The sequence below is a fragment of the Streptomyces sp. NPDC030991 genome, assembly GCF_055571235.1.
On record NZ_JBVIFR010000041.1, the window covers coordinates 13,944 to 31,212 of the forward strand.

The window sequence follows — 17,269 nt, forward strand, 5'->3', positions numbered from 1 at the left end:
GCACGCTAGCGAGCCGGAATCCGTCAATTCGGGCAACCGGGCGGGGACTTGCGGATCTTAGGGTTGGCTTAAGGGAGGGATCGGGAGCGATTAAAGGTCGGGACCAGCCCTTTACGTTCCCGGCCCCGATGTCCACGGCCGCGGCCGCGCTCCAGCGGCCCGCGCCCGTCGAGCTGCACCCAGATCCGCACCTCGGTGCCGCCGAGCACGGAGGAGCCGATACGCACGTCGCCGCCGGTCGACTCGGCGAGGCGGCGCACGATGTCGAGGCCGAGCCCGGTCGAGCCGTCGCTGCCCGAACCCCGGCCGCGGGCCATCGCCGCCTCCGGGTCGAGGATGCCGGGGCCCGCGTCGGAGACCAGCACGATCACGGCGTCCTCGCCGCTGTGCACGTCGACCGCGAAGGCGGTGCCCTCGGGGGTGTGCCGGAAGACGTTGCCGAGCAGCGCGTCGAGGGCCGCCACCAGATCGCCCCTGGCCACCGGGGTCCGCACCGGCCGGTCGACCCCGGCGACCCGCACCTTGCGGTCCTCGTCCTCGGCCAGCGCCGACCAGAACTCCATCCGCTCGCGGATCACCTCGGCGGCGTCGCAGCCCGCGCCGGGCCCGGCCGCGGCGGTCTGCGGCTTGGCGTCCCGCGCGGTCCGGATGATGGTGTCGACCTCGCGCTCCAGCTGCTCGACGGCGACCCGGGTCTGCTCGGCGGCGGTGCCGTTGCCGAGCGAGGCGACGTTCAGCCGCAGCACGGTCAGCGGGGTGCGCAGCCGGTGCGAGAGGTCGGCCGCCAGCTCCCGCTCGTTGGCGAGGAGTTGGACGACCTGGTCGGCCATGGAGTTGAACGCGACGGCGGCCAGGCGCAGTTCGGCGGGGCCGTCCTCCGGCACCCGCGCGCCGAGCCTGCCCTCGCCCAGCTCGTGCGCGGCGCCGACCAGCCGCTGGGCGGGCTGCACCACCCGCACGCCGAGCCGGTCCGCGACGGCGACCGAGCCGATGATGAGCGCAATGCCGACACCGGCCAGCACGACCCACGCGGTCGTCACGCCGTTGCTGACCTCGGCCTCGGGGACGTAGACCTCGACGACGGCGATCTTCCCGGTGCTCACGGCGATCGGCTGGAGCCACACGGAGCCGCCGGGGACCTCGTCGATCCTGGCGCGGTTGATGTCGAGCTCGTCCGCGGGCACCCGCTGCCGGCCGAGCGTGATCGCCGGGGCGTCGCCCGCGGCCGGCACGTACACGGAGAGCCGGTCCTCGCCGCCGGTCTGCGCGGTGGCGAGCGCACGGGCCAGCTGGTCGCGGTCGGTGGTGATGGAGAGGGTGGGGCCGATGGCGGCCGCGGTCCGCTCGGCGTTGGAGAACGCGCGGTCCCGCGCCATCTCCTTGATGACGAGCCCGAGCGGGATCGCGAACGCCACCACCACCATGGTCGTGACCGCGAGACAGACCTTGACCAGCGCCCACCTCACGGCGCCGGCTCCGGCCGCGGCGGCTCCAGCTTCACGCCGACCCCGCGCAGGGTGTGCAGATAGCGGGGGCGCGCGGCCGTCTCCCCCAGCTTCCGGCGCAGCCACGACAGATGTACGTCGATGGTCTGGTCGTCCCCGTAGCTCTGCTGCCACACCTCGGCGAGGAGTTCCTTGCGGGGGACGACGACGCCGGGGCGCCCGGCGAGGAAGGCCAGCAGGTCGAACTCGCGGCGGGTCAGATCCAGTGTGGCGCCGTCCAGCTCGGCCTGCCTGCGCAGCGGGTCGATGGAGAGGCCCCCGACCCGCAGGACCCGGGACGGCGGCTCGGCGGTCGTACTGGTGCGCGAGCGGCGCAGCACGGCGGCCATCCGCGCGGACAGGTGATCGGGCGAGAAGGGCTTGGTCAGGTAGTCGTCGGCGCCGTCGTTCAGCAGCCGGACGATCTCCGTCTCGTCGTCCCGCGCCGTGGCGATGATCACGGGCACGTCGGTGATGCCGCGCAGCATCTTCAGCGCCTCCGCCCCGTCCAGGTCCGGCAGGCCCAGATCGAGGATGACCAGGTCGAAACGGAAATGAGCGACCTCGCGCAGCGCCTCCAGGGCCGTACCGACGCTGCGCACGGTGTGTGCGGCATCGGTCAGGTGCCGGATGAGGGCCGAGCGTACGAACTGGTCGTCCTCGACCACGAGCACACTTGCCATGGGCGGCACCGTACGCCATCCGGGCGATCAGGGTCCTCCCTCCGGGTGACCACGGGTTCCATGGGACAGGGGCGCCGGGCGTGGTGCAGTATGGCCCGCGATGCAACCGATGCCACCACCACCGCCCGAGCCCCAGGACCCGCCCCGGGCCCCGCGCCCGCTCCGCCGCGGCCTGGTGCATTCGGTGGCGTGGCTGCTCGCCACCGGGGCCGCCGTGACTCTGTCGTGGTGGGGTGTGCACACGGTGATGTCGGGCACGGCGTACGACCCGCCGAGGGCGCTGCCGGTGGCCGCCGCCGACGCGTCCGGTTCGGCATCACCGCTCTCCTCCTCCACGCACCGGCCCGAACCCACGCCGACCGTGACGCCGTCCCGGTCGGGGTCCCCGGGGCCCTCGCAGTCGTCGCGGCCGCCGGCGCCGAGCCGGTCCCCGTCGCACTCGCCCCGGCCCACCACGTCGCCGCCCGGCACCGCGTCGTCCGGGACCGTGCGGAGCTACGAGACGGCCGGGGGCCGCGCCGTCTTCGATCTCGGCGAGTCCTCGGCGACGCTGGTGTCGGCCACGCCGAGCGCCGGCTGGTCGGTGCAGGTGTGGAAGCAGTCGACGTGGATCCGGGTGGAGTTCACGTCCGGGGAGCAGAAGGTGTCGGCGTTCTGCACCTGGCACGATCACAAGCCGTCCGTGGAGATCGCGACGTACTGACGGGCCGGGCGGGAGCGCCCCCGTGGTCAGCGGAACACGGAGGGCGGCGGCGCCGGGGACGCCTTCGCGACGGCATCCGTGACCGGCGCGGCGCCGCCGGTGAAGTCCACCAGCGCCCGGCCGTGCTCGACCCGCCCCGGGTGCGGGTCGCTCGCCGCGCGCCGGGTCAGCTCGGCCACCGGCAGGGGCAGCTCCGACGCGGCCAGGACCGCGTTGCCGAACCGTCGGCCGCGCAGCACCGTGGGGTCGGCGACCAGGGCCAGTTCGGGGAAGACGGCCGCCGCGGTGGCGATCTGGCCGCGCAGATGGGCCAGGGGCGGGCCGTCGGCGAGGTTGGCGACGTAGGTGCCGGTGGGCCGCAGCACGCGCCGCACCTCGGTGAGGAACTCGGTGGTGGTCAGGTGTGCCGGGGTGCGTGCCCCGCTGAACACGTCGGCGACGAGGACGTCCGCCCAGTCGTCGGGCAGCTTCGCGAGGGCCTCGCGGGCGTCGGCGGTACGGACCCGGATACGCGCGCCCGGCGGCAACGGCAGTTCGGTGCGCACCAGTTGGACCAGCGGGCCGTCGCTCTCCACGATCTGCTGCGTGGCGCGGGGCCGGGTGGCCGCCACGTAGCGGGCCAGGGTGAAGGCGCCGCCGCCGAGGTGCACGGCCTGGACCGGGCGTCCCGGGTCCGCGGCCAGGTCGAGGACGTGACCGATGCGGCGCTGGTACTCGAAGGAGAGGTGGGCCGGGTCGTCGAGGTCGACGTGCGACTGCGGGGCACCGTCCAGGAGCAGCGTCCAGCCGGCCGGCCGGTCCCGGTCGGGTATCAGCTCGGCGAGCCCGCCGTCGACGCTCCGCACGACGGACTCCCTGGCCCCCCGGCCGTCCCGCTCGCCCTTGCGTCCCTGGTTCCCGCGTGCTCTGGCCATCCGGCCATTATCCGTGGCGGGCGGCGGACCGGCTCAGCGGCAGTTGTCGGCGGCCTCGATCAGGCGGGCCGCCTCGTCGAGGGCGGCGCGCAGCGCGGCCGGGTCGGTGACCAGGTCGGCGTCGCACGAGTCGTCGGGGGCCGGTGGCAGCAGCCAGCCGGCGCCCTCGACCGGCGGCGCGAGCGAGAGGCCCCGGCCCTGGGTCTGCGTACAGGCGCTGCCGGGGACGTCCCAGCCGTCGGCGGTGCCGGGCGGGACGAGGAAGCCGAGGGTCGCGCCGCCGTCGTGCACCACCGGGCCGACCGGCTCCGCGCTGCCGCGGCGCAGGATGTCGACCGCTTCCAGGCCCTGCCGGGACGGGACGGTCACCAGGTCGCAGGCGCCGGGCGGCTGCGCGCTGTTCTCCTCGGTCGGGTGGTGCCGCGCCGTCGACAACGACTCGGCGGGCTGTGACGTCGTGGGGTATGAGGCGTCCAACACGTCGGCCCCTCCTCGCTCTTCGCGTACGTGGCAGTGGTGCCAGTTGGGGTTTCGCCGCATGGTTCAACGCTCGTGGGCGTCAACGGCTACGGCGGCACGCCGCCGCAAAGGATGGCAGTTCATGGCAGATCGTGGGTGAGATATCCGGTTTGTAGCCAAACACTGCGTGTCGGCTCCGTCACAGACGGTACCTTCGAGCCTCGCCGGAACAAGGGGTTACCGACTCGCGGGCGTCACCGGCTCCCGGGTCCGCCGTCCCTCGTGGCGTCCGGCACGGTTCGCACGGGAGGACCCGCCCATGACGTCGTCTCCGTATCCTCCGGACACCCCGGCGCCGCCGTCCCCGCGCCCGAACCTCGCCTTCCGGCGGCTGCGCGGACAGCGCTCCCCGGGCGAGTTCGCGGCGGCGGTACGGCGTGCGGCCCGCGAGATCGGCGAGTGCGTCAGCTGCGACGCCCGCTACATCGGGCGCGTCGAGTCCGGCGCGATCCGCTGTCCCAACTACGCGTACGAGCGGGTCTTCCTGCACATGTTCCCCGGCCGTTCGCTCACGGACCTGGGGTTCGCGCCCCGCGCCTCGGTACGCGGCCGCGGCGCCCGCCCGCCCGCGGGCCGCCCCGCAAGCCCCGTAGCCACCGAGCACACGCACCACGAGGAGAGCGACGTGCGGCGTCGCGCATTCATGACCGGCATGACCGGCTCGACGGCCACCGTGGCCGTCGCCACCCTGACCCACTTCGGCGTCGCGCCGGGCGCCACCGCGGCCGACGCCGCCCTCGACCGGCATCCGGCGCGGTCCGGCACCCGTTCCGTGGAGGAGGCGATCCGGCGGATCCGGCTGCTCGACGACCGGCACGGCGCCGACGGCCTCTACCGGCGGGCGGCGGCCCCGCTGCGGGCCGCCTTCGAACTGCTCGACGAGGGCACCGCGCAGCGTGACGTCACCGACCGGCTCCGGGCCGGGGCGGGTGAACTGGCCGTCTCCGTCGGCTGGCTGGCCCACGACTCGGGCCGCTTCGACGACGCGCGCTCGCACTACGCGGAGGCGCTGGCCACGGCGCGGATGGCGGGCGACGAGGCGCTGGAGGCGCACGCGTTCTGCAACACGGCGTTCCTGGCGCGGGACGTGGGCCGCCCACGCGAGGCCGTCCGGGCGGCGCAGGCCGCGACCCGGGTGGCGGCGCCGCTCGGATCGCCGCGCCTGCTCTCGCTGCTGGCGCTGCGTGAGGCGGGCGGCTGGGCCGGGCTCGACGACCGGCCGTCCTGCGAGCGGTCGCTGGCGCGGGCGCAGGCGTTGTTCGCGCGGGGCGGCTCGGACGCGGACCCGGAGTGGATGTCGTTCTACGGCGAGGCCGAGCTGGAGGGCCTGGAGGCGCAGTGCTGGTCGGCGCTGGGCGACTGGCGGCGTGCGGCCCGGCACGCCCGGCGCGCCGTCGCGTTGCAGGACCCGCACTTCACCCGCAACACCGCGCTGTACACGGCCGAGCTCGCGGACGACCTGGCCCGCTCCGGCCAACCGGACGAGGCCGCCTCCGCGGGGTCGCGGGCGCTCGGCCTGCTCCGGGACGTGCGCTCGTCGCGGATCGAGTCGATGCTGGCGACCACGGCGCGCGTCCTTCTTCCTCATCGGCGGGCGGCCGGGGTGGCGGCCTTCCTGGAGGCGCACGCGGCGTCCCGCCGATAGCGGACCGGTCCGTCGCCGGGCGCGGGCCGGAAGCATGCGGCTGCGCCGCCGCCCCCTGAGAGGGAGCACGGAGTGCGCCTCTCAGGGGCGCGGGGAACTGCGCGAGAAGCCCCACCGGGCCCGCACCCGGCGACGAACACAACCCCCGCGGCGGCCGACCCGAACCCGCCTCAGCCCACCGCCAGGTGCCCCGTCTCGTTCCAGCTCTCGATCGCCGCCTCCCCGTACGCCCACCCCAGCACCGACAGCGACGTCGGGTTGAGGCGGATCCGGGACGCGAAGTCCAGGGGCAGCCCCAGCCAGCGCGCGCCGATCGAGCGCAGGATGTGGCCGTGGGCGAAGACCAGGACGTCGCGGTCGGCGGAGCGGGCCCAGGCCACCACCTCGTCGGCGCGCGCCGTCACCTCGGCGAGCGTCTCACCGTCGAGGACGCCGTCGCGCCAGATGAACCAGCCGGGCCGCAGCTCCTGGATCTGTGCCGGGGTGAGCCCTTCGTAGGCGCCGTAGTCGAACTCCATGAGCGCGTCCCACGCCGTGGCCCGCTCCCCGAACCCGGCCAGCTCGCACGTCTCGCTCGCCCGCACCAGCGGCGACGTCCGCACCTCGGCCCCGGCCAGGCCGTCGTAGGGCAAGCCGTGCAGCCGCTCGCCGAGCAGCTTCGCGCCGCGCCGGCCCTCCTCCAGCAGCGGGACGTCCGTCCTGCCGGTGTGCCGTCCGGACAGGGACCAAGCCGTCTGTCCGTGTCGGGCCAACAGAATGCGCGGTGCCATGCGGGGACCTTTCACAGCGACAAGGCGTACGGAGTTACCGGACGTACGGGGTGAACAGGGGGCGAACGGGCATCGTCGCCCCGTCCATCATCGCGTAACCGGATTGGGGAACGCCGCTCGGGCAACCCGGTGACTGATCTTCGCGTCTACGAGGGTCGAGGGTCACCCACGCAGCGACCCACATACACCTTAGGGTGAGCAATGTGGCCGGAGGCCGCCGGACGAGGAAGAGGGGGAGCGGCCCGAATGTCGCAGATCGACCATGCACCACGCACGGAGGCCATACCAGACGTCGGGCTCCGGTGGTGGACCGAGCTCCCCCTGATCCTTCTCGTCTACGGGGCGTACTCGGCGGGCCGGCTGCTCGCCCGTGGCGACGTGAGCACGGCCGTGGACCACGGGCTGGCGATCCTGCGGGCCGAGAAGGCCGTCCACCTCAACCTCGAACACCCGCTGAACCGCCTCTTCACCCGGGAGTCGTGGCTCGGGGTCCCCGCCGACTTCTGGTACGCCTCCCTGCACTACGTGGTCACCCCGGCCGTCCTGATCTGGCTCTTCCGCCGCCACGCCCACCTCTACCGGGCGGCCAGGACCTGGCTGATGACCTCCACGCTGATCGGCCTGATCGGCTTCACCATGCTGCCGACCTGCCCGCCCCGGCTGCTCTCGGCCGGGCACGGCTTCGTCGACACGATGGCCCAGTACAGCTCGTACGGCTGGTGGGGCGGTGCGGCCAGCGCGCCCAAGGGCCTGGGCGGCATGACCAACCAGTACGCGGCGATGCCGAGCCTGCACGTCGGGTGGGCGCTGTGGTGCGGTGTCATGGTGTGGCGCAACGGACGCGGCCCGTACGCGAAGGCCATCGGCGTCGCCTACCCGGTGATCACCACGGTCGTCGTCATGGGCACGGCCAACCACTACTTCTTCGACGCGCTCGCCGGGGCCGCCGTGATGGGCGCGGGCCTGCTCCTGACGAAGCCGGTGACGCTGCTCGCGGCGCGTATCAAGGACCGGGTGAACGCCATGGTCGCGATCGGCTTCCGGCCGGTCCCTTCCGCCCCACCCTCCTCGATTGTCAGTGGAGAGTGCCAGACTTCCCCGGGTGAGCGAATTCCCCGACAGCGCAAGGCCGCCGCGGCGCACGACACAGCCGACGGGGCTGCGGCACCAGCTCGCTGAGGTGCGCGGCCCCGACAATCCGCCGCGCCCGCTGGACGCCCGCGCCCTGGCCGCCCTGGCGGCGAACCCGGGGTGCGACAGACGCGCGCTCCTCGACGGCGCGGGCGTGGACAAGGCCCGCCTGGCGGAGGCGCTCGGCTCGCCCTCGGCGTTCGGCCAGTCCCAGTTCGCCCTGGCCCGGGGGAACGTGTTCGAGGCCCGGGTCAAGGCGGACGGCGGCTCCCAGCTGCTGCACCTGGTCCACGCGCGCGTGGACGGCGGCGCCCCGGAGCCGGTCCCCGAGCTCGTACGGGCTCCTGATCTGTCGGCGATGGGGCCCGAGGGCCGCACCGCGCGGACGGCGCTCGCGCTGCGCGAGGCAGTGGAGTCCCCCGGCACCTGGACGTTCCTCGACCACCCGATGCTCGCCCTGGACGTGGCGGGCAGCCCGGCGTTCCTGGAGCCCGACGCGGTGGTGGTGCACCCGGACGGCAGCTGGACGGTCGTCGAGATCAAGTCGTTCCCGATGATCGACGGTGCGGCGGACGCGGCGAAGGTGGGCGCCGCCGCGCGTCAGGCCGCGGTGTACGTGCTGGCCCTGGAGGAGGTCGCGGACCGGCTGCCGGAGGGCGCGGGGCGGGTCCGCGACCGGGTGGTCCTGGTCTGCCCGAAGGACTTCTCGAACCTGCCCGCCGCGTCCGCCGTCGACGTCCGCAAGCAGCTCTCGGTGACCCGGCGCCAGTTGCGGCGCCTGACCCGGATCGAGGACATCGCGGCCGAGCTGCCGCCCGGCACCGTCCTCGACCCGGACCGGCCCCCCGCCGAGCTGGCCGCGGCGGTCGAATCGGTACCCGCCTCGTACGCGCCGGAGTGCCTGGCCGCGTGCGAGCTGGCGTTCCACTGCCGCGAGCGGTCACGGGCCCAGGGCGCGGTGACGAGCCTCGGCCGGCCGCTCCGGGCCGAGCTGGGCGGCCTGACCACGGTCGACGCGGTGCTCGCCGTCGCCCACGGCGAGGCGGGCGACCCGGCGGACCCGACGGTGGCGGCGCTGCGGCGCGCGGCGGCACTGCGGGCCGAGGCGCTCGGAGCCGCCCGGTGCTGAACCCCGCCGCGACCGCCCCGTCCGAGGAGCCCGCCCCGTGTCCCTGATCAACCACCTGGCGCGGCTCGAAGCCACCAGCACCGGCCGCGCGCAGCCCATCGCCACGGTCCGGCACCGGCACCTGTCCCAGAAGCCGCTGGTCATCGTTCCGTTGACGACCGCGGGTGAGACCGGTGCCCCGCTCGGCGCCCTGGTCGGCACCGAGCGGACCTCACCGCGCCTGCTGGTCGTGGCGCAGCCGCGCGACCGCGATCTGCGCTTCGCGTTCCTGACGCGGCTCGCCGAGACGGTCCTGCCGTACATCGACGGTTACGCGTCCGAGGTCGAGGCCGCCGAGCGCAGCGAGACCGACCCGGAGACCGGCAAGAAGGTCAAGGTCGAGGTCGAACTGTGCGCGGACGCACCGCAGTTGATCGTGCCGAGCCGGGCGGGCATCGAGCTCGTGCGGCTCCTGGGCCGGTCGATGCGGTTCCGCCGCACGGCCGAGCAGGACCCGGAGACCCCCTACCCGGCGCCGCCGCACGTGCCGCTGCTCGGCCGCTGGCTGACCCACTTCGGGGAGCGGGCCCGCGTCCCCGGCTCCGCGCTCCTGCTCGCCATGACGGACCTGCTCTCGCGGCACTGGGCGACGGGACAGTCGAGCCTGGAGGACCAGCACCTGGGCGCGCTGCTCGCCTGGATCGCGGCGCCGCAGGGCGCGTCGGGCGCCGAGGCCGCGCTCCGCGCCGAGCTCGGCCGGGGCCCGGACGGCCAGCTCCTGTGCCCGCCCGCGGGGCCCGCCACCGACCCCGCCTTCGACAACAAGCTCCTGGCGCCGGCGATCGAGCGGTACGACCGGGCCCGTACGCGACTTTCGGCGGCCGAGGACGCGGTCGAGGCCGACGGCCGCCTCGCCGAACTGACCGCCGCCGAGCGGGAGATCCACACCCTGGTCGACTCCCGCACCCGGCCCACCTGGGACGCGGTCTGGCGCGGCCTCGACCTGCTGTGCACGCTGCCCGAGGGGCCGCGCGCCGCGGAGCGCTGGACGCGGGACCGCTGGTCCTTCACCGGGCACCGCGACCGGGTGGCCGCGGGCGAGCCGCCGCAGCCGCGCCGCGACGACGCGGTGACGGCGGCGAACAAGCTGGCCACGCGCGAGCGCGAGCAGGCCCGCCTTGACGCGCAGGAGGCGCTCGACGACCCGCTGGTGATGGCGGGCCGACGGCTCGCCGGGGAGGCGTTCGCGGGTGAGGTCACCGAGGTCGTGGCGGCGTACAACGACAAGAAGCGGCCCCGGCCGCTGATCACCGTCCGCACCGACGACCGGCCGCATCTCGCGGAGCGGGTCAAGGTGTTCCGCTCGGTCGAGGGCAAACCGCAGTCGGCCGAGTTCGTGGCGTACGAGGGTGACGCGCGGGACGCGGTGGTACTGCGCGTGCTGGACAAGATGGGGCGCGGCAAGGAGCCGGAGGAGGGGTCGGTGCCGCGCAAGGGGGACCGGGTCTGCTGGACGTTGTTCGAGCACGAGCAGCGCGGCGGGCCCAAGCTGCCCGAGCCGGAGGAGACGCCGTGGACGCACGGCGGGCCGCCGGGCACGGATCTGCCCGCGCCGGACGCCGTGACCTCGGAGGATCTCCTGTGACCGTGACCCCGCCCGCCCCGGCCCCGCTCAGCCCGTCGGCCGCCGCCGCCCGCGCGACGGACGCGATCCTGCGCGACACGCTCCACGGTGACGCGCGCGGCGTCGTCGTGGACTCCCCGCCCGGTGCGGGGAAGTCGACCCTGGTAGTGCGGGCCGCACTCGAACTCGCCGGGGCGGGACGGCCGCTGATGGTCGTCGCGCAGACGAACGCGCAGGTCGACGACCTCGTCGTGCGGCTCCACGAGAAGGACCCGGAGCTGCCCGTCGGCCGTCTGCACAGCAGCGACCCGGACGCGTACGACAAGGCGCTCGACGACCTGGTGAACGTCCGCACGTCGACGAAGGCGGGCGATCTCGCACCGCTGCCGGTCGTCATCTCGACCGCCGCGAAGTGGGCGCATGTGAAGGTCGCCGACGCGGGCGGCCCGTGGCGGCACGCCATCGTGGACGAGGCGTACCAGATGCGGTCCGACGCGCTGCTCGCCGTGGCGGGGCTGTTCGAGCGGGCGCTGTTCGTGGGCGACCCGGGGCAGTTGGACCCGTTCGCGATCGTCGGCTCGGAGCAGTGGGCGGGCCTTTCCTACGACCCGTCGGCCTCGGCGGTGTCGACGCTGCTCGCCCACAACCCGGAGCTGCCGCAGCACCGGCTGCCGGTGTCATGGCGGCTGCCCGCGTCGGCGGCGCCGCTGGTGTCGGGGGCGTTCTATCCGTTCACCCCGTTCCGCAGCGGCACCGACGAGGGCGACCGTGGCCTGCGCTTCCTCGCCCCGGCGGACGGTTCGGGCGTCGACCGGGTCCTCGACGAGGCGGCCGGAGCCGGCTGGGGGCTGCTCGAACTGCCCGCCGCGCACACGCCCCGGACCGATCCGGAGGCGGTACGGGCGGTGGCGCTCGTGGTGCGGCGGCTCCTCGACCGGGAGGGCGTCACCCGGTCCGAGCGGGGCCCGGGCGAGGCGCCACTGAGCGCCGACCGGATCTGCGTCGGCACCGCCCACCGCGACCAGGCTGCGGCGGTCCGCTCCGCGCTGGCCGAGCTCGGTGTGCGGGACGTCACCGTCGACACGGCCAACCGGCTCCAGGGGCGGGAGTTCGACGTGACCGTGGTGCTGCACCCGCTGTCGGGCCGCCCGGACGCGACGGCGTTCCATCTGGAGACGGGGCGGCTGTGCGTGCTGGCGTCCCGGCACCGGCACGCCTGCGTCGTGGTGTGCCGGGCGGGGGTCGCCGATCTCCTCGACGAGCATCCGTCGACGGAGCCGGTGCAGCTCGGGGTGGACGTCAAGTTCCCCGACGGCTGGGAGGCGAACCACTCCGTGCTGGCCCGGCTCTCGGCACACCGGGTCGCCTGGACGCCTTGACCGGGCCTACTTGCGCCCCTGCGGACAATGGAAGGCGGCCCGGGCACCGGACGGGCCGTCACCGGCACGAGGAGGAACCACCATGGCGGAGCCCGAGCGGCCCCGTACCCCGCAGCCGCGGCTGCGCCCCGCCCCGCTGATCTTCGAGCCCGCGGAGGCCGCCGCCGACCCGGAGCACTTCTTCGACCTGGAGTCCATCGAGGACCCCCGCGAGCTGCTCGCCCGCGCGACGGAGCTGACGCTGGCGTTCCGCGCGGCGACCGACCGGTCCCTGGAGTTCCAGGCGATCGCGGCGGCCCAGCTCGCCGATCCGCGGCGGTTCGACCGGCTGACCACGGCGGAGATCGCGGAGCGCGCGGAGTGGACCGAGGACTATGCGGCGAAGATGATCGAATTCGGCCGTGACCTGCTGCGCAGCGCCTCGGAGCCCTCCCCTTAGAGCTCGGGCGGGGTTCCCTGGATTCCCCCTTGGCATATGCCAGAAGGGCAAGATACTCCTCCCGCCCTCCTCCTGTCCCGATTTCCCGCAACCCTGTGGAGCCGGTCCCTCACACCCTGTAGATGTGGGGGACATGAACCCCGGTCTCCCCCTCGCCCCTGCCCCCGGCGTCCCCCGCGACCGTTATGACCGTCATGACGTCTGTGGCGTGACCCCCGAAGGCGCCGCCTGGCTCGCCTCCGCAGGAACGTATCCGCGCTCCACCCTCTCCCACTGGGAGTCCCGCCCCGCCGCCCCCGTGGTCCTGCCCTGCGGCTCCGTCTTCGACGTGGTGAACGTGCCCGCCATCTTCGGCCGGCGGATGCTGGACCGGCTCTGGGACGAAGGCCCCGGCTCCGGCCCGGTCGCCGCCCACCGCGGCCGCATGCTGCTCTTCGCCGCGCCGGGCACCGCCCAGCGCCTGCCCTCGCTCCTCGACTGGGAGGAATGGGGCCCCGCCGTGCCGCCCCTCCTCTGCCACGGCAGCGGCGACGCGGTCACCGTCCCCGCCCCCACGACACCCTCCGGGCAGCGCCCCGACTCCCGCTGGGTCGTCGCCCCCGACACCAGCCGCCCCTGGCTCCCCGGCCCCGAGGTCCTGCTCTGGGCATGCGTCCGGGCAGCCCGCGCCGGAGCGCACGCCGCCTTACGTATGTCGATTTTTCCTGCCGCCGATCAGGATGCTAAGGTCTACGACGTCAGCAGGCGCCGCTAGCTCAGTTGGTTAGAGCAGCTGACTCTTAATCAGCGGGTCCGGGGTTCGAGTCCCTGGCGGCGCACGTTGTCGGTGGCGGGATGTGTTCGCGGAAAACGCGAACCGTCCCGCCACCGTTGTTTTTGCGCGGCTCCGCCGCGCGTCGTGGGGGCTCCGCCACCACCCCCGACTCTCCGGGCCGACGCCAGGGCCTGCTCCTGCGTGCGGGGGGCCTTCGCTTGAGAACGTCCTCGGGCTGCTGCTCGGTCCACGGCTGGGGGTCCGGGGGTCGTCCCCCGGGAGATGCAGCATCAGCGGGTCCGGGGTTCGAGTCCCTGGCGGCGCACGTTGTCGGTGGCGGGATGTGTTCGCGGAAAACGCGAACGGTCCCGCGACCGTTGTTTTTGCGCGGCTGCGCCGCGCGTGGCGGGGGCTCCGCCACCCACACCCCCCAGCCCCGCGCGCCCCGCGTCCCGCGCCCCGCGCCCCGCGCGGCTCAGCTCGTTGTCACCTTTACCGTGTACGCGCCCGACGCCGTGCGGTCCTCCGTCTCGATCTGGATGTCCTCGCCCGGCAGCGTGAAGCTCTCGCCCACCCCGACCGGGGCGTCCGCCAGGGGCGGGTACACCGAGTCGCCGTGGCAGGCGGCCGTGCCCGGGTGGGCGTCGAGGACCTGGACCGGGCCCTCCCCGGACGAGGAGTCACCGCGTACCCGGTAGACGAGGACGCCCTGCGTGCAGGTGGCGTCGTCGTTGCCGCCCGCGCCGCGCGCCTCCAGGGCGATCACGCTGGTGGGGCCGGTCCGTACCACCGCGAGCTTGGTGCCGTCGCCCGCGCCGAACGGGGCGCCCGCCGCCCGCGGCCCCGTGCTCAGCGGCTCCAGCGTCAGCCGCGTCGTGCCCGTCCGGGTCACGCACGCCACCTGGCGCGGGTCCAGCCAGCCGAGCTTCCACTTGTGCCAGCCGAAGAGGTCGGGCGCCAGACCGAACTGGCTGCCCATGACGTCCCAGTCGCCGACGTACGTGTCCCACTCCCCCCTGCCGTCGGACGGCCGGTGGTAGAGGTCGGGCAGATCGAAGACGTGGCCGGTCTCGTGCGCGAGGACGTTGCGGTCCGGCGGATGCTGCTCGAAGACGGTGACGGCGCGCCGGATGTCGGTGCCATCCGCCCGCATCGGCCGGTCGAAGTTCACGACCTTCGTGGCGTCCGAGTCGACACCGGGCGCGTCCGGATCGGCGACGAAGTAGACGACGTCGAACTCGCTGAAGTCCGTGCCCGGATCCGCCACACTCAGCGCGTCCCGCAGATACGCGCCGCGGTCCGCCGGATGCCAGTCACGCCGTATCCCGTACGCGGTCGAGGCCCGCGGCATCTCCAGCCACGCCCGCTGCGGATGCGGCACCAGCGTGAACTTGCCGTAGGAGGCGTCCGAGAAGAAGCGGCTGGTGGCCGGGAAGTAGTCGGCCGCCAGCTCCGCGGGCGTGGTCAGCGGCGACGAGTCGGGGAAGGAGAGGAAGACCATCACCGCGTTCAGGGTCCGGTGCGGACGCGGATAGGCCGCGTTCCAGGTGTCAAGACCCTCGGAATGATGGGCCGCGGTGCGTTCCAGCGTGCACGGGCCCGCATAGGCGGCGGCGCCCGCGGGACCCGCGACGAGACCGGTGGCGGCCAGGGCGGTCAGGGCGGTCAGCGCCGCGGCGGCGGCGCGCAGGCGGGGCGGGTCCACTCCCCCGAGTGGCTGCGGACGCGGCAAGTCGACCTCCGGGTAGGGAATGTGCGGCACCCCACCCAGACTGTTGGTGTTTGTCCGCTTTCGCCCTGTTTATCTGGCCCGGACGAGTGAGGCGCGACACCCCGAGCGATCACACGGCGTCACAGTCGGTCGGGGTACGGCAGAAGCCCGGCCCGGAGCGTGCAGAATCGATCTGGCTGGGCGGATTCCGGCACCCCGGAGCCGAACCGGCCGTGGACAAGGCTGGATAGGCCGTCCGACCGGCCTCTATGATCGGCACACTTTCCTGCCGGACCGGGACGCACCAGAGCGAGCGGCCGGACCACGTGACCGGACGACGCGACCAGACGACGCACCACGGGAGCGAGCGGTGAGCGCACACGGCGCACAGCCCCAAGGGCCCATGACCGCGGCGGAGGTGTCCCCAGTCGGCCCACGCCCCGAGAACATCACGGAGAGTGGCCGGCCGCACGAGCATCCGTCGAAGGCCGTCCACGGCGCCGCGTTCCTGGCCGCGCCCCAGGCCATGCTGCTCGTCGACCGCGAGGGCCTGATCGTCGGTGCCAACGCCGCCGCGCTCACGCTGCTGCGCGACGAGGGCACGGAGCCCGTCGTCGGCCTCGTCGCCGCCGACCTGCTCGACCTCACCTCCGACCCGCGCACCCGGGAGGCCTACCGCGAGGTGCTGCGCGGCCGTCAGGCCCCGCTCGGCCGCACCCGCCGCCTCAAGCACTCCGCGGGCCATCCGGTGTGGGTGCGGATCACGGTGTCGCCCGTGCCCGGCGCCGAGGTCGTCCTGCTCTCCCTCACCGATGTCAGCGCGCACCGTCAACTCCAGGCGGGGCTACGGCACTTGCAGACGCACGACCCGGTGACCCGGCTGCCCAACCGCGCCCTGTTCTTCGAGCGTCTCACCGGGGCCCTGGAGGCCGGCGCGTACGAGGGTCCGGGCGCGACCGGCCGGGTGGGCCTGTGCTATCTCGACCTCGACGGGTTCAAGGCGGTCAACGACACCCTCGGCCACCACGTCGGCGACCGGCTGCTCGCCGCCGTCGCCGACCGGCTCACGCGCTGCGCCGAACTGGCCCGGCACGCCGCAGGCACCCCGCTCGTGGCGCGGCTCGGCGGCGACGAGTTCGCCCTGCTCATGGAGGACTCGACCGGTACGGAACAACTGGCGGAGCTGGCGGAGGCGGTGCTCGACGCGCTGCGGGAACCGTTCGATCTGTCGGGGCGGCTGCTGTCCGTCTCCGCCTCGATCGGAGTCGTCGAGCGGGACGCCGCGGGGACCAGCGCGATGGGCCTGATGCAGGCCGCGGACACCACGCTGTACTGGGCGAAGGCCGACGGCAGGGCGCGCTGGACGCTCTTCGACCCGGAGCGCAACGCCCGCCGGATGACCCGCCAGGCCCTGGCGTCCGGGCTGCGGCCGGCCGTGGAGCAGGGCGAGTTCGTCCTGGAGTACCAGCCGCTGGTACGTCTGGAGGACGGCGGGCTGCGCGGGGTCGAGGCGCTGGTGCGCTGGCAGCACCCGGAGTTCGGGCTGCTGACGCCGAATCGGTTCATCGGACTGGCCGAGGAGGACGGCTCCATCGTGCAGCTGGGGCTGTGGGTCCTGGAGGCCGCCTGCCGGCAGGCGCGGGCGTGGCAGCTGGCCGACCCGGACGTGCCGCCGGTCTACGTGAGCGTCAACGTGGCGGTCCGCCAGGTGTGGGACTCCGACCTGGTGGCCGACGTCGCCCGCATCCTGGACGAGACGCGGCTCCCGCCCGAACTGCTCCAGTTGGAGCTCACCGAGTCCGCCGTGATGGGGACCACCGGGCGGCCCCTGGAGGCGCTGCGCGAACTCAGCGACATGGGCGTGCGCATCGCCATCGACGACTTCGGCACCGGGTACTCGAACCTCGCGTACCTGAGCCGGCTGCCGGTGTCGGTGCTGAAGCTGGACGGGGCGTTCGTGCGCGGGTTCCAGGACGGTGCCGGTACGCCCGAGGACCCGGCCGACGCGGTGATCGTGGAGGCGATGGTGCAGCTGGCCCACCGGCTCGGGCTCACGGTGACGGCGGAGTGCGTGGAGACGGTGGAACAGGCGGACCGGCTGCGCCGGATCGGGTGCGACACGGGGCAGGGGTGGTTGTACTCACGGCCCGTCTCGGCGGCCCGCATCTCCGGGCTGCTGGCGCAGAGGTAGCCGAGCGGCCCGTACGCGGCCGGAGGAGGGAAGACCTCACACGGGGGAGAGGGGAGGGCGGGGGAGGGGGGGGGGGGAGAGAGGCGGGGGAGAGGGGAGGGAGGAGGGGGTGCGCCCCTCTGGAAGGAGGGGAGGGACAAAAAAAAAAAGGGAGGAAAGGAAGACAGGAGGGGGGTGGGGAGGGGGACCCACGCCCAACACGGCAGAGGAGGAG

At 74.2% G+C, this 17,269-nt stretch carries 15 protein-coding genes and 1 tRNA gene; 10 read left to right on the forward strand and 6 right to left on the reverse strand.

The genetic code is table 11. The annotated features are described in order from the left end of the window. Positions 1–68: 68 nt before the first annotated feature. Both ACZ45E_RS38690 and ACZ45E_RS38695 read right to left on the reverse strand, forming a co-directional pair. Complete coding sequence (locus ACZ45E_RS38690) at positions 69–1,466, reverse strand: sensor histidine kinase (protein ID WP_468230911.1); 1,398 nt, start codon at positions 1,464–1,466, stop codon at positions 69–71. Next, complete coding sequence (locus ACZ45E_RS38695) at positions 1,463–2,167, reverse strand: response regulator transcription factor (protein ID WP_468230914.1); 705 nt, start codon at positions 2,165–2,167, stop codon at positions 1,463–1,465. Before ACZ45E_RS38695 ends, ACZ45E_RS38690 begins: the two co-directional genes overlap by 4 nt. Before the next feature lie 109 nt (positions 2,168–2,276). Here ACZ45E_RS38695 and ACZ45E_RS38700 point away from each other — a divergent pair, with 109 nt between their 5' ends. Then, positions 2,277–2,870 (forward strand): hypothetical protein, encoded by a 594-nt coding sequence (locus ACZ45E_RS38700; protein ID WP_468230917.1) that lies wholly within the window; start codon positions 2,277–2,279, stop codon positions 2,868–2,870. Between the two features lie 26 nt (positions 2,871–2,896). Here ACZ45E_RS38700 and ACZ45E_RS38705 read toward each other — a convergent pair whose 3' ends face one another. Both ACZ45E_RS38705 and ACZ45E_RS38710 read right to left on the reverse strand, forming a co-directional pair. After that, complete coding sequence (locus ACZ45E_RS38705) at positions 2,897–3,784, reverse strand: spermidine synthase (protein WP_468230920.1); 888 nt, start codon at positions 3,782–3,784, stop codon at positions 2,897–2,899. Between the two features lie 33 nt (positions 3,785–3,817). After that, positions 3,818–4,219, reverse strand: a complete 402-nt coding sequence (locus ACZ45E_RS38710; protein WP_468230949.1) for a hypothetical protein — start codon at positions 4,217–4,219, stop codon at positions 3,818–3,820. A gap of 343 nt (positions 4,220–4,562) precedes the next feature. Between ACZ45E_RS38710 and ACZ45E_RS38715 the strand changes: the two genes are divergently transcribed. Next, on the forward strand, positions 4,563–5,948 hold the full coding sequence (locus tag ACZ45E_RS38715) for a tetratricopeptide repeat protein (protein ID WP_468230923.1): 1,386 nt from the start codon (positions 4,563–4,565) through the stop codon (positions 5,946–5,948). A gap of 170 nt (positions 5,949–6,118) precedes the next feature. Here ACZ45E_RS38715 and ACZ45E_RS38720 read toward each other — a convergent pair whose 3' ends face one another. Further along, positions 6,119–6,718: a histidine phosphatase family protein gene (locus ACZ45E_RS38720; protein ID WP_468230926.1), complete on the reverse strand. Its 600-nt coding sequence runs from the start codon at positions 6,716–6,718 to the stop codon at positions 6,119–6,121. Positions 6,719–6,964: 246 nt separating this feature from the next. Between ACZ45E_RS38720 and ACZ45E_RS38725 the strand changes: the two genes are divergently transcribed. From ACZ45E_RS38725 to ACZ45E_RS38755, 7 genes are all read left to right on the forward strand, one after another. Next, positions 6,965–7,897 carry a phosphatase PAP2 family protein gene (locus tag ACZ45E_RS38725; RefSeq protein ID WP_468230929.1) on the forward strand — a complete coding sequence of 311 codons (933 nt, stop codon included), beginning with the start codon at positions 6,965–6,967 and terminating at the stop codon, positions 7,895–7,897. Then, on the forward strand, positions 7,821–8,978 hold the full coding sequence (locus ACZ45E_RS38730) for a hypothetical protein (RefSeq protein ID WP_468230932.1): 1,158 nt from the start codon (positions 7,821–7,823) through the stop codon (positions 8,976–8,978). Before ACZ45E_RS38725 ends, ACZ45E_RS38730 begins: the two co-directional genes overlap by 77 nt. 37 nt (positions 8,979–9,015) lie before the next feature. Beyond that, on the forward strand, positions 9,016–10,602 hold the full coding sequence (locus tag ACZ45E_RS38735; protein ID WP_468230934.1) for a hypothetical protein: 1,587 nt from the start codon (positions 9,016–9,018) through the stop codon (positions 10,600–10,602). Further along, positions 10,599–11,960, forward strand: a complete 1,362-nt coding sequence (locus ACZ45E_RS38740) for an AAA domain-containing protein (protein ID WP_468230937.1) — start codon at positions 10,599–10,601, stop codon at positions 11,958–11,960. The genes ACZ45E_RS38735 and ACZ45E_RS38740 overlap by 4 nt, the downstream gene beginning before the upstream one ends. Positions 11,961–12,042: 82 nt before the next feature. Next, positions 12,043–12,399, forward strand: a complete 357-nt coding sequence (locus tag ACZ45E_RS38745) for a hypothetical protein (protein WP_468230940.1) — start codon at positions 12,043–12,045, stop codon at positions 12,397–12,399. A 133-nt stretch (positions 12,400–12,532) separates the two neighbouring features. Beyond that, entirely contained in the window at positions 12,533–13,153 is a 621-nt protein-coding gene (locus ACZ45E_RS38750) for a bifunctional DNA primase/polymerase (protein ID WP_468230943.1), read from the forward strand. Next, positions 13,144–13,217 (forward strand) — tRNA-Lys (locus ACZ45E_RS38755). The genes ACZ45E_RS38750 and ACZ45E_RS38755 overlap by 10 nt, the downstream gene beginning before the upstream one ends. A 411-nt stretch (positions 13,218–13,628) precedes the next feature. Here the strand turns inward: ACZ45E_RS38755 and ACZ45E_RS38760 are convergent. Continuing rightward, positions 13,629–14,858, reverse strand: a complete 1,230-nt coding sequence (locus tag ACZ45E_RS38760; protein WP_468230946.1) for a M6 family metalloprotease domain-containing protein — start codon at positions 14,856–14,858, stop codon at positions 13,629–13,631. Positions 14,859–15,267: 409 nt separating this feature from the next. Between ACZ45E_RS38760 and ACZ45E_RS38765 the strand changes: the two genes are divergently transcribed. Beyond that, positions 15,268–17,055, forward strand: a complete 1,788-nt coding sequence (locus tag ACZ45E_RS38765; RefSeq protein WP_468230951.1) for a putative bifunctional diguanylate cyclase/phosphodiesterase — start codon at positions 15,268–15,270, stop codon at positions 17,053–17,055. The last annotated feature ends 214 nt before the right edge of the window (positions 17,056–17,269 follow it).

What these genes read in the sequence shown, in the direction of transcription:
- ACZ45E_RS38695 (WP_468230914.1), bottom strand. Translation starts at nt 2,167, where the DNA reads ATGGCAAGTGTGCTCGTGGTCGAGGACGACCAGTTCGTACGCTCGGCC.
- ACZ45E_RS38700 (WP_468230917.1), top strand. Translation starts at nt 2,277, where the DNA reads ATGCCACCACCACCGCCCGAGCCCCAGGACCCGCCCCGGGCCCCGCGC.
- ACZ45E_RS38705 (WP_468230920.1), bottom strand. Translation starts at nt 3,784, where the DNA reads ATGGCCAGAGCACGCGGGAACCAGGGACGCAAGGGCGAGCGGGACGGC.
- ACZ45E_RS38715 (WP_468230923.1), top strand. Translation starts at nt 4,563, where the DNA reads ATGACGTCGTCTCCGTATCCTCCGGACACCCCGGCGCCGCCGTCCCCG.
- ACZ45E_RS38720 (WP_468230926.1), bottom strand. Translation starts at nt 6,718, where the DNA reads ATGGCACCGCGCATTCTGTTGGCCCGACACGGACAGACGGCTTGGTCC.
- ACZ45E_RS38725 (WP_468230929.1), top strand. Translation starts at nt 6,965, where the DNA reads ATGTCGCAGATCGACCATGCACCACGCACGGAGGCCATACCAGACGTC.
- ACZ45E_RS38745 (WP_468230940.1), top strand. Translation starts at nt 12,043, where the DNA reads ATGGCGGAGCCCGAGCGGCCCCGTACCCCGCAGCCGCGGCTGCGCCCC.
- ACZ45E_RS38750 (WP_468230943.1), top strand. Translation starts at nt 12,533, where the DNA reads ATGAACCCCGGTCTCCCCCTCGCCCCTGCCCCCGGCGTCCCCCGCGAC.
- ACZ45E_RS38765 (WP_468230951.1), top strand. Translation starts at nt 15,268, where the DNA reads ATGACCGCGGCGGAGGTGTCCCCAGTCGGCCCACGCCCCGAGAACATC.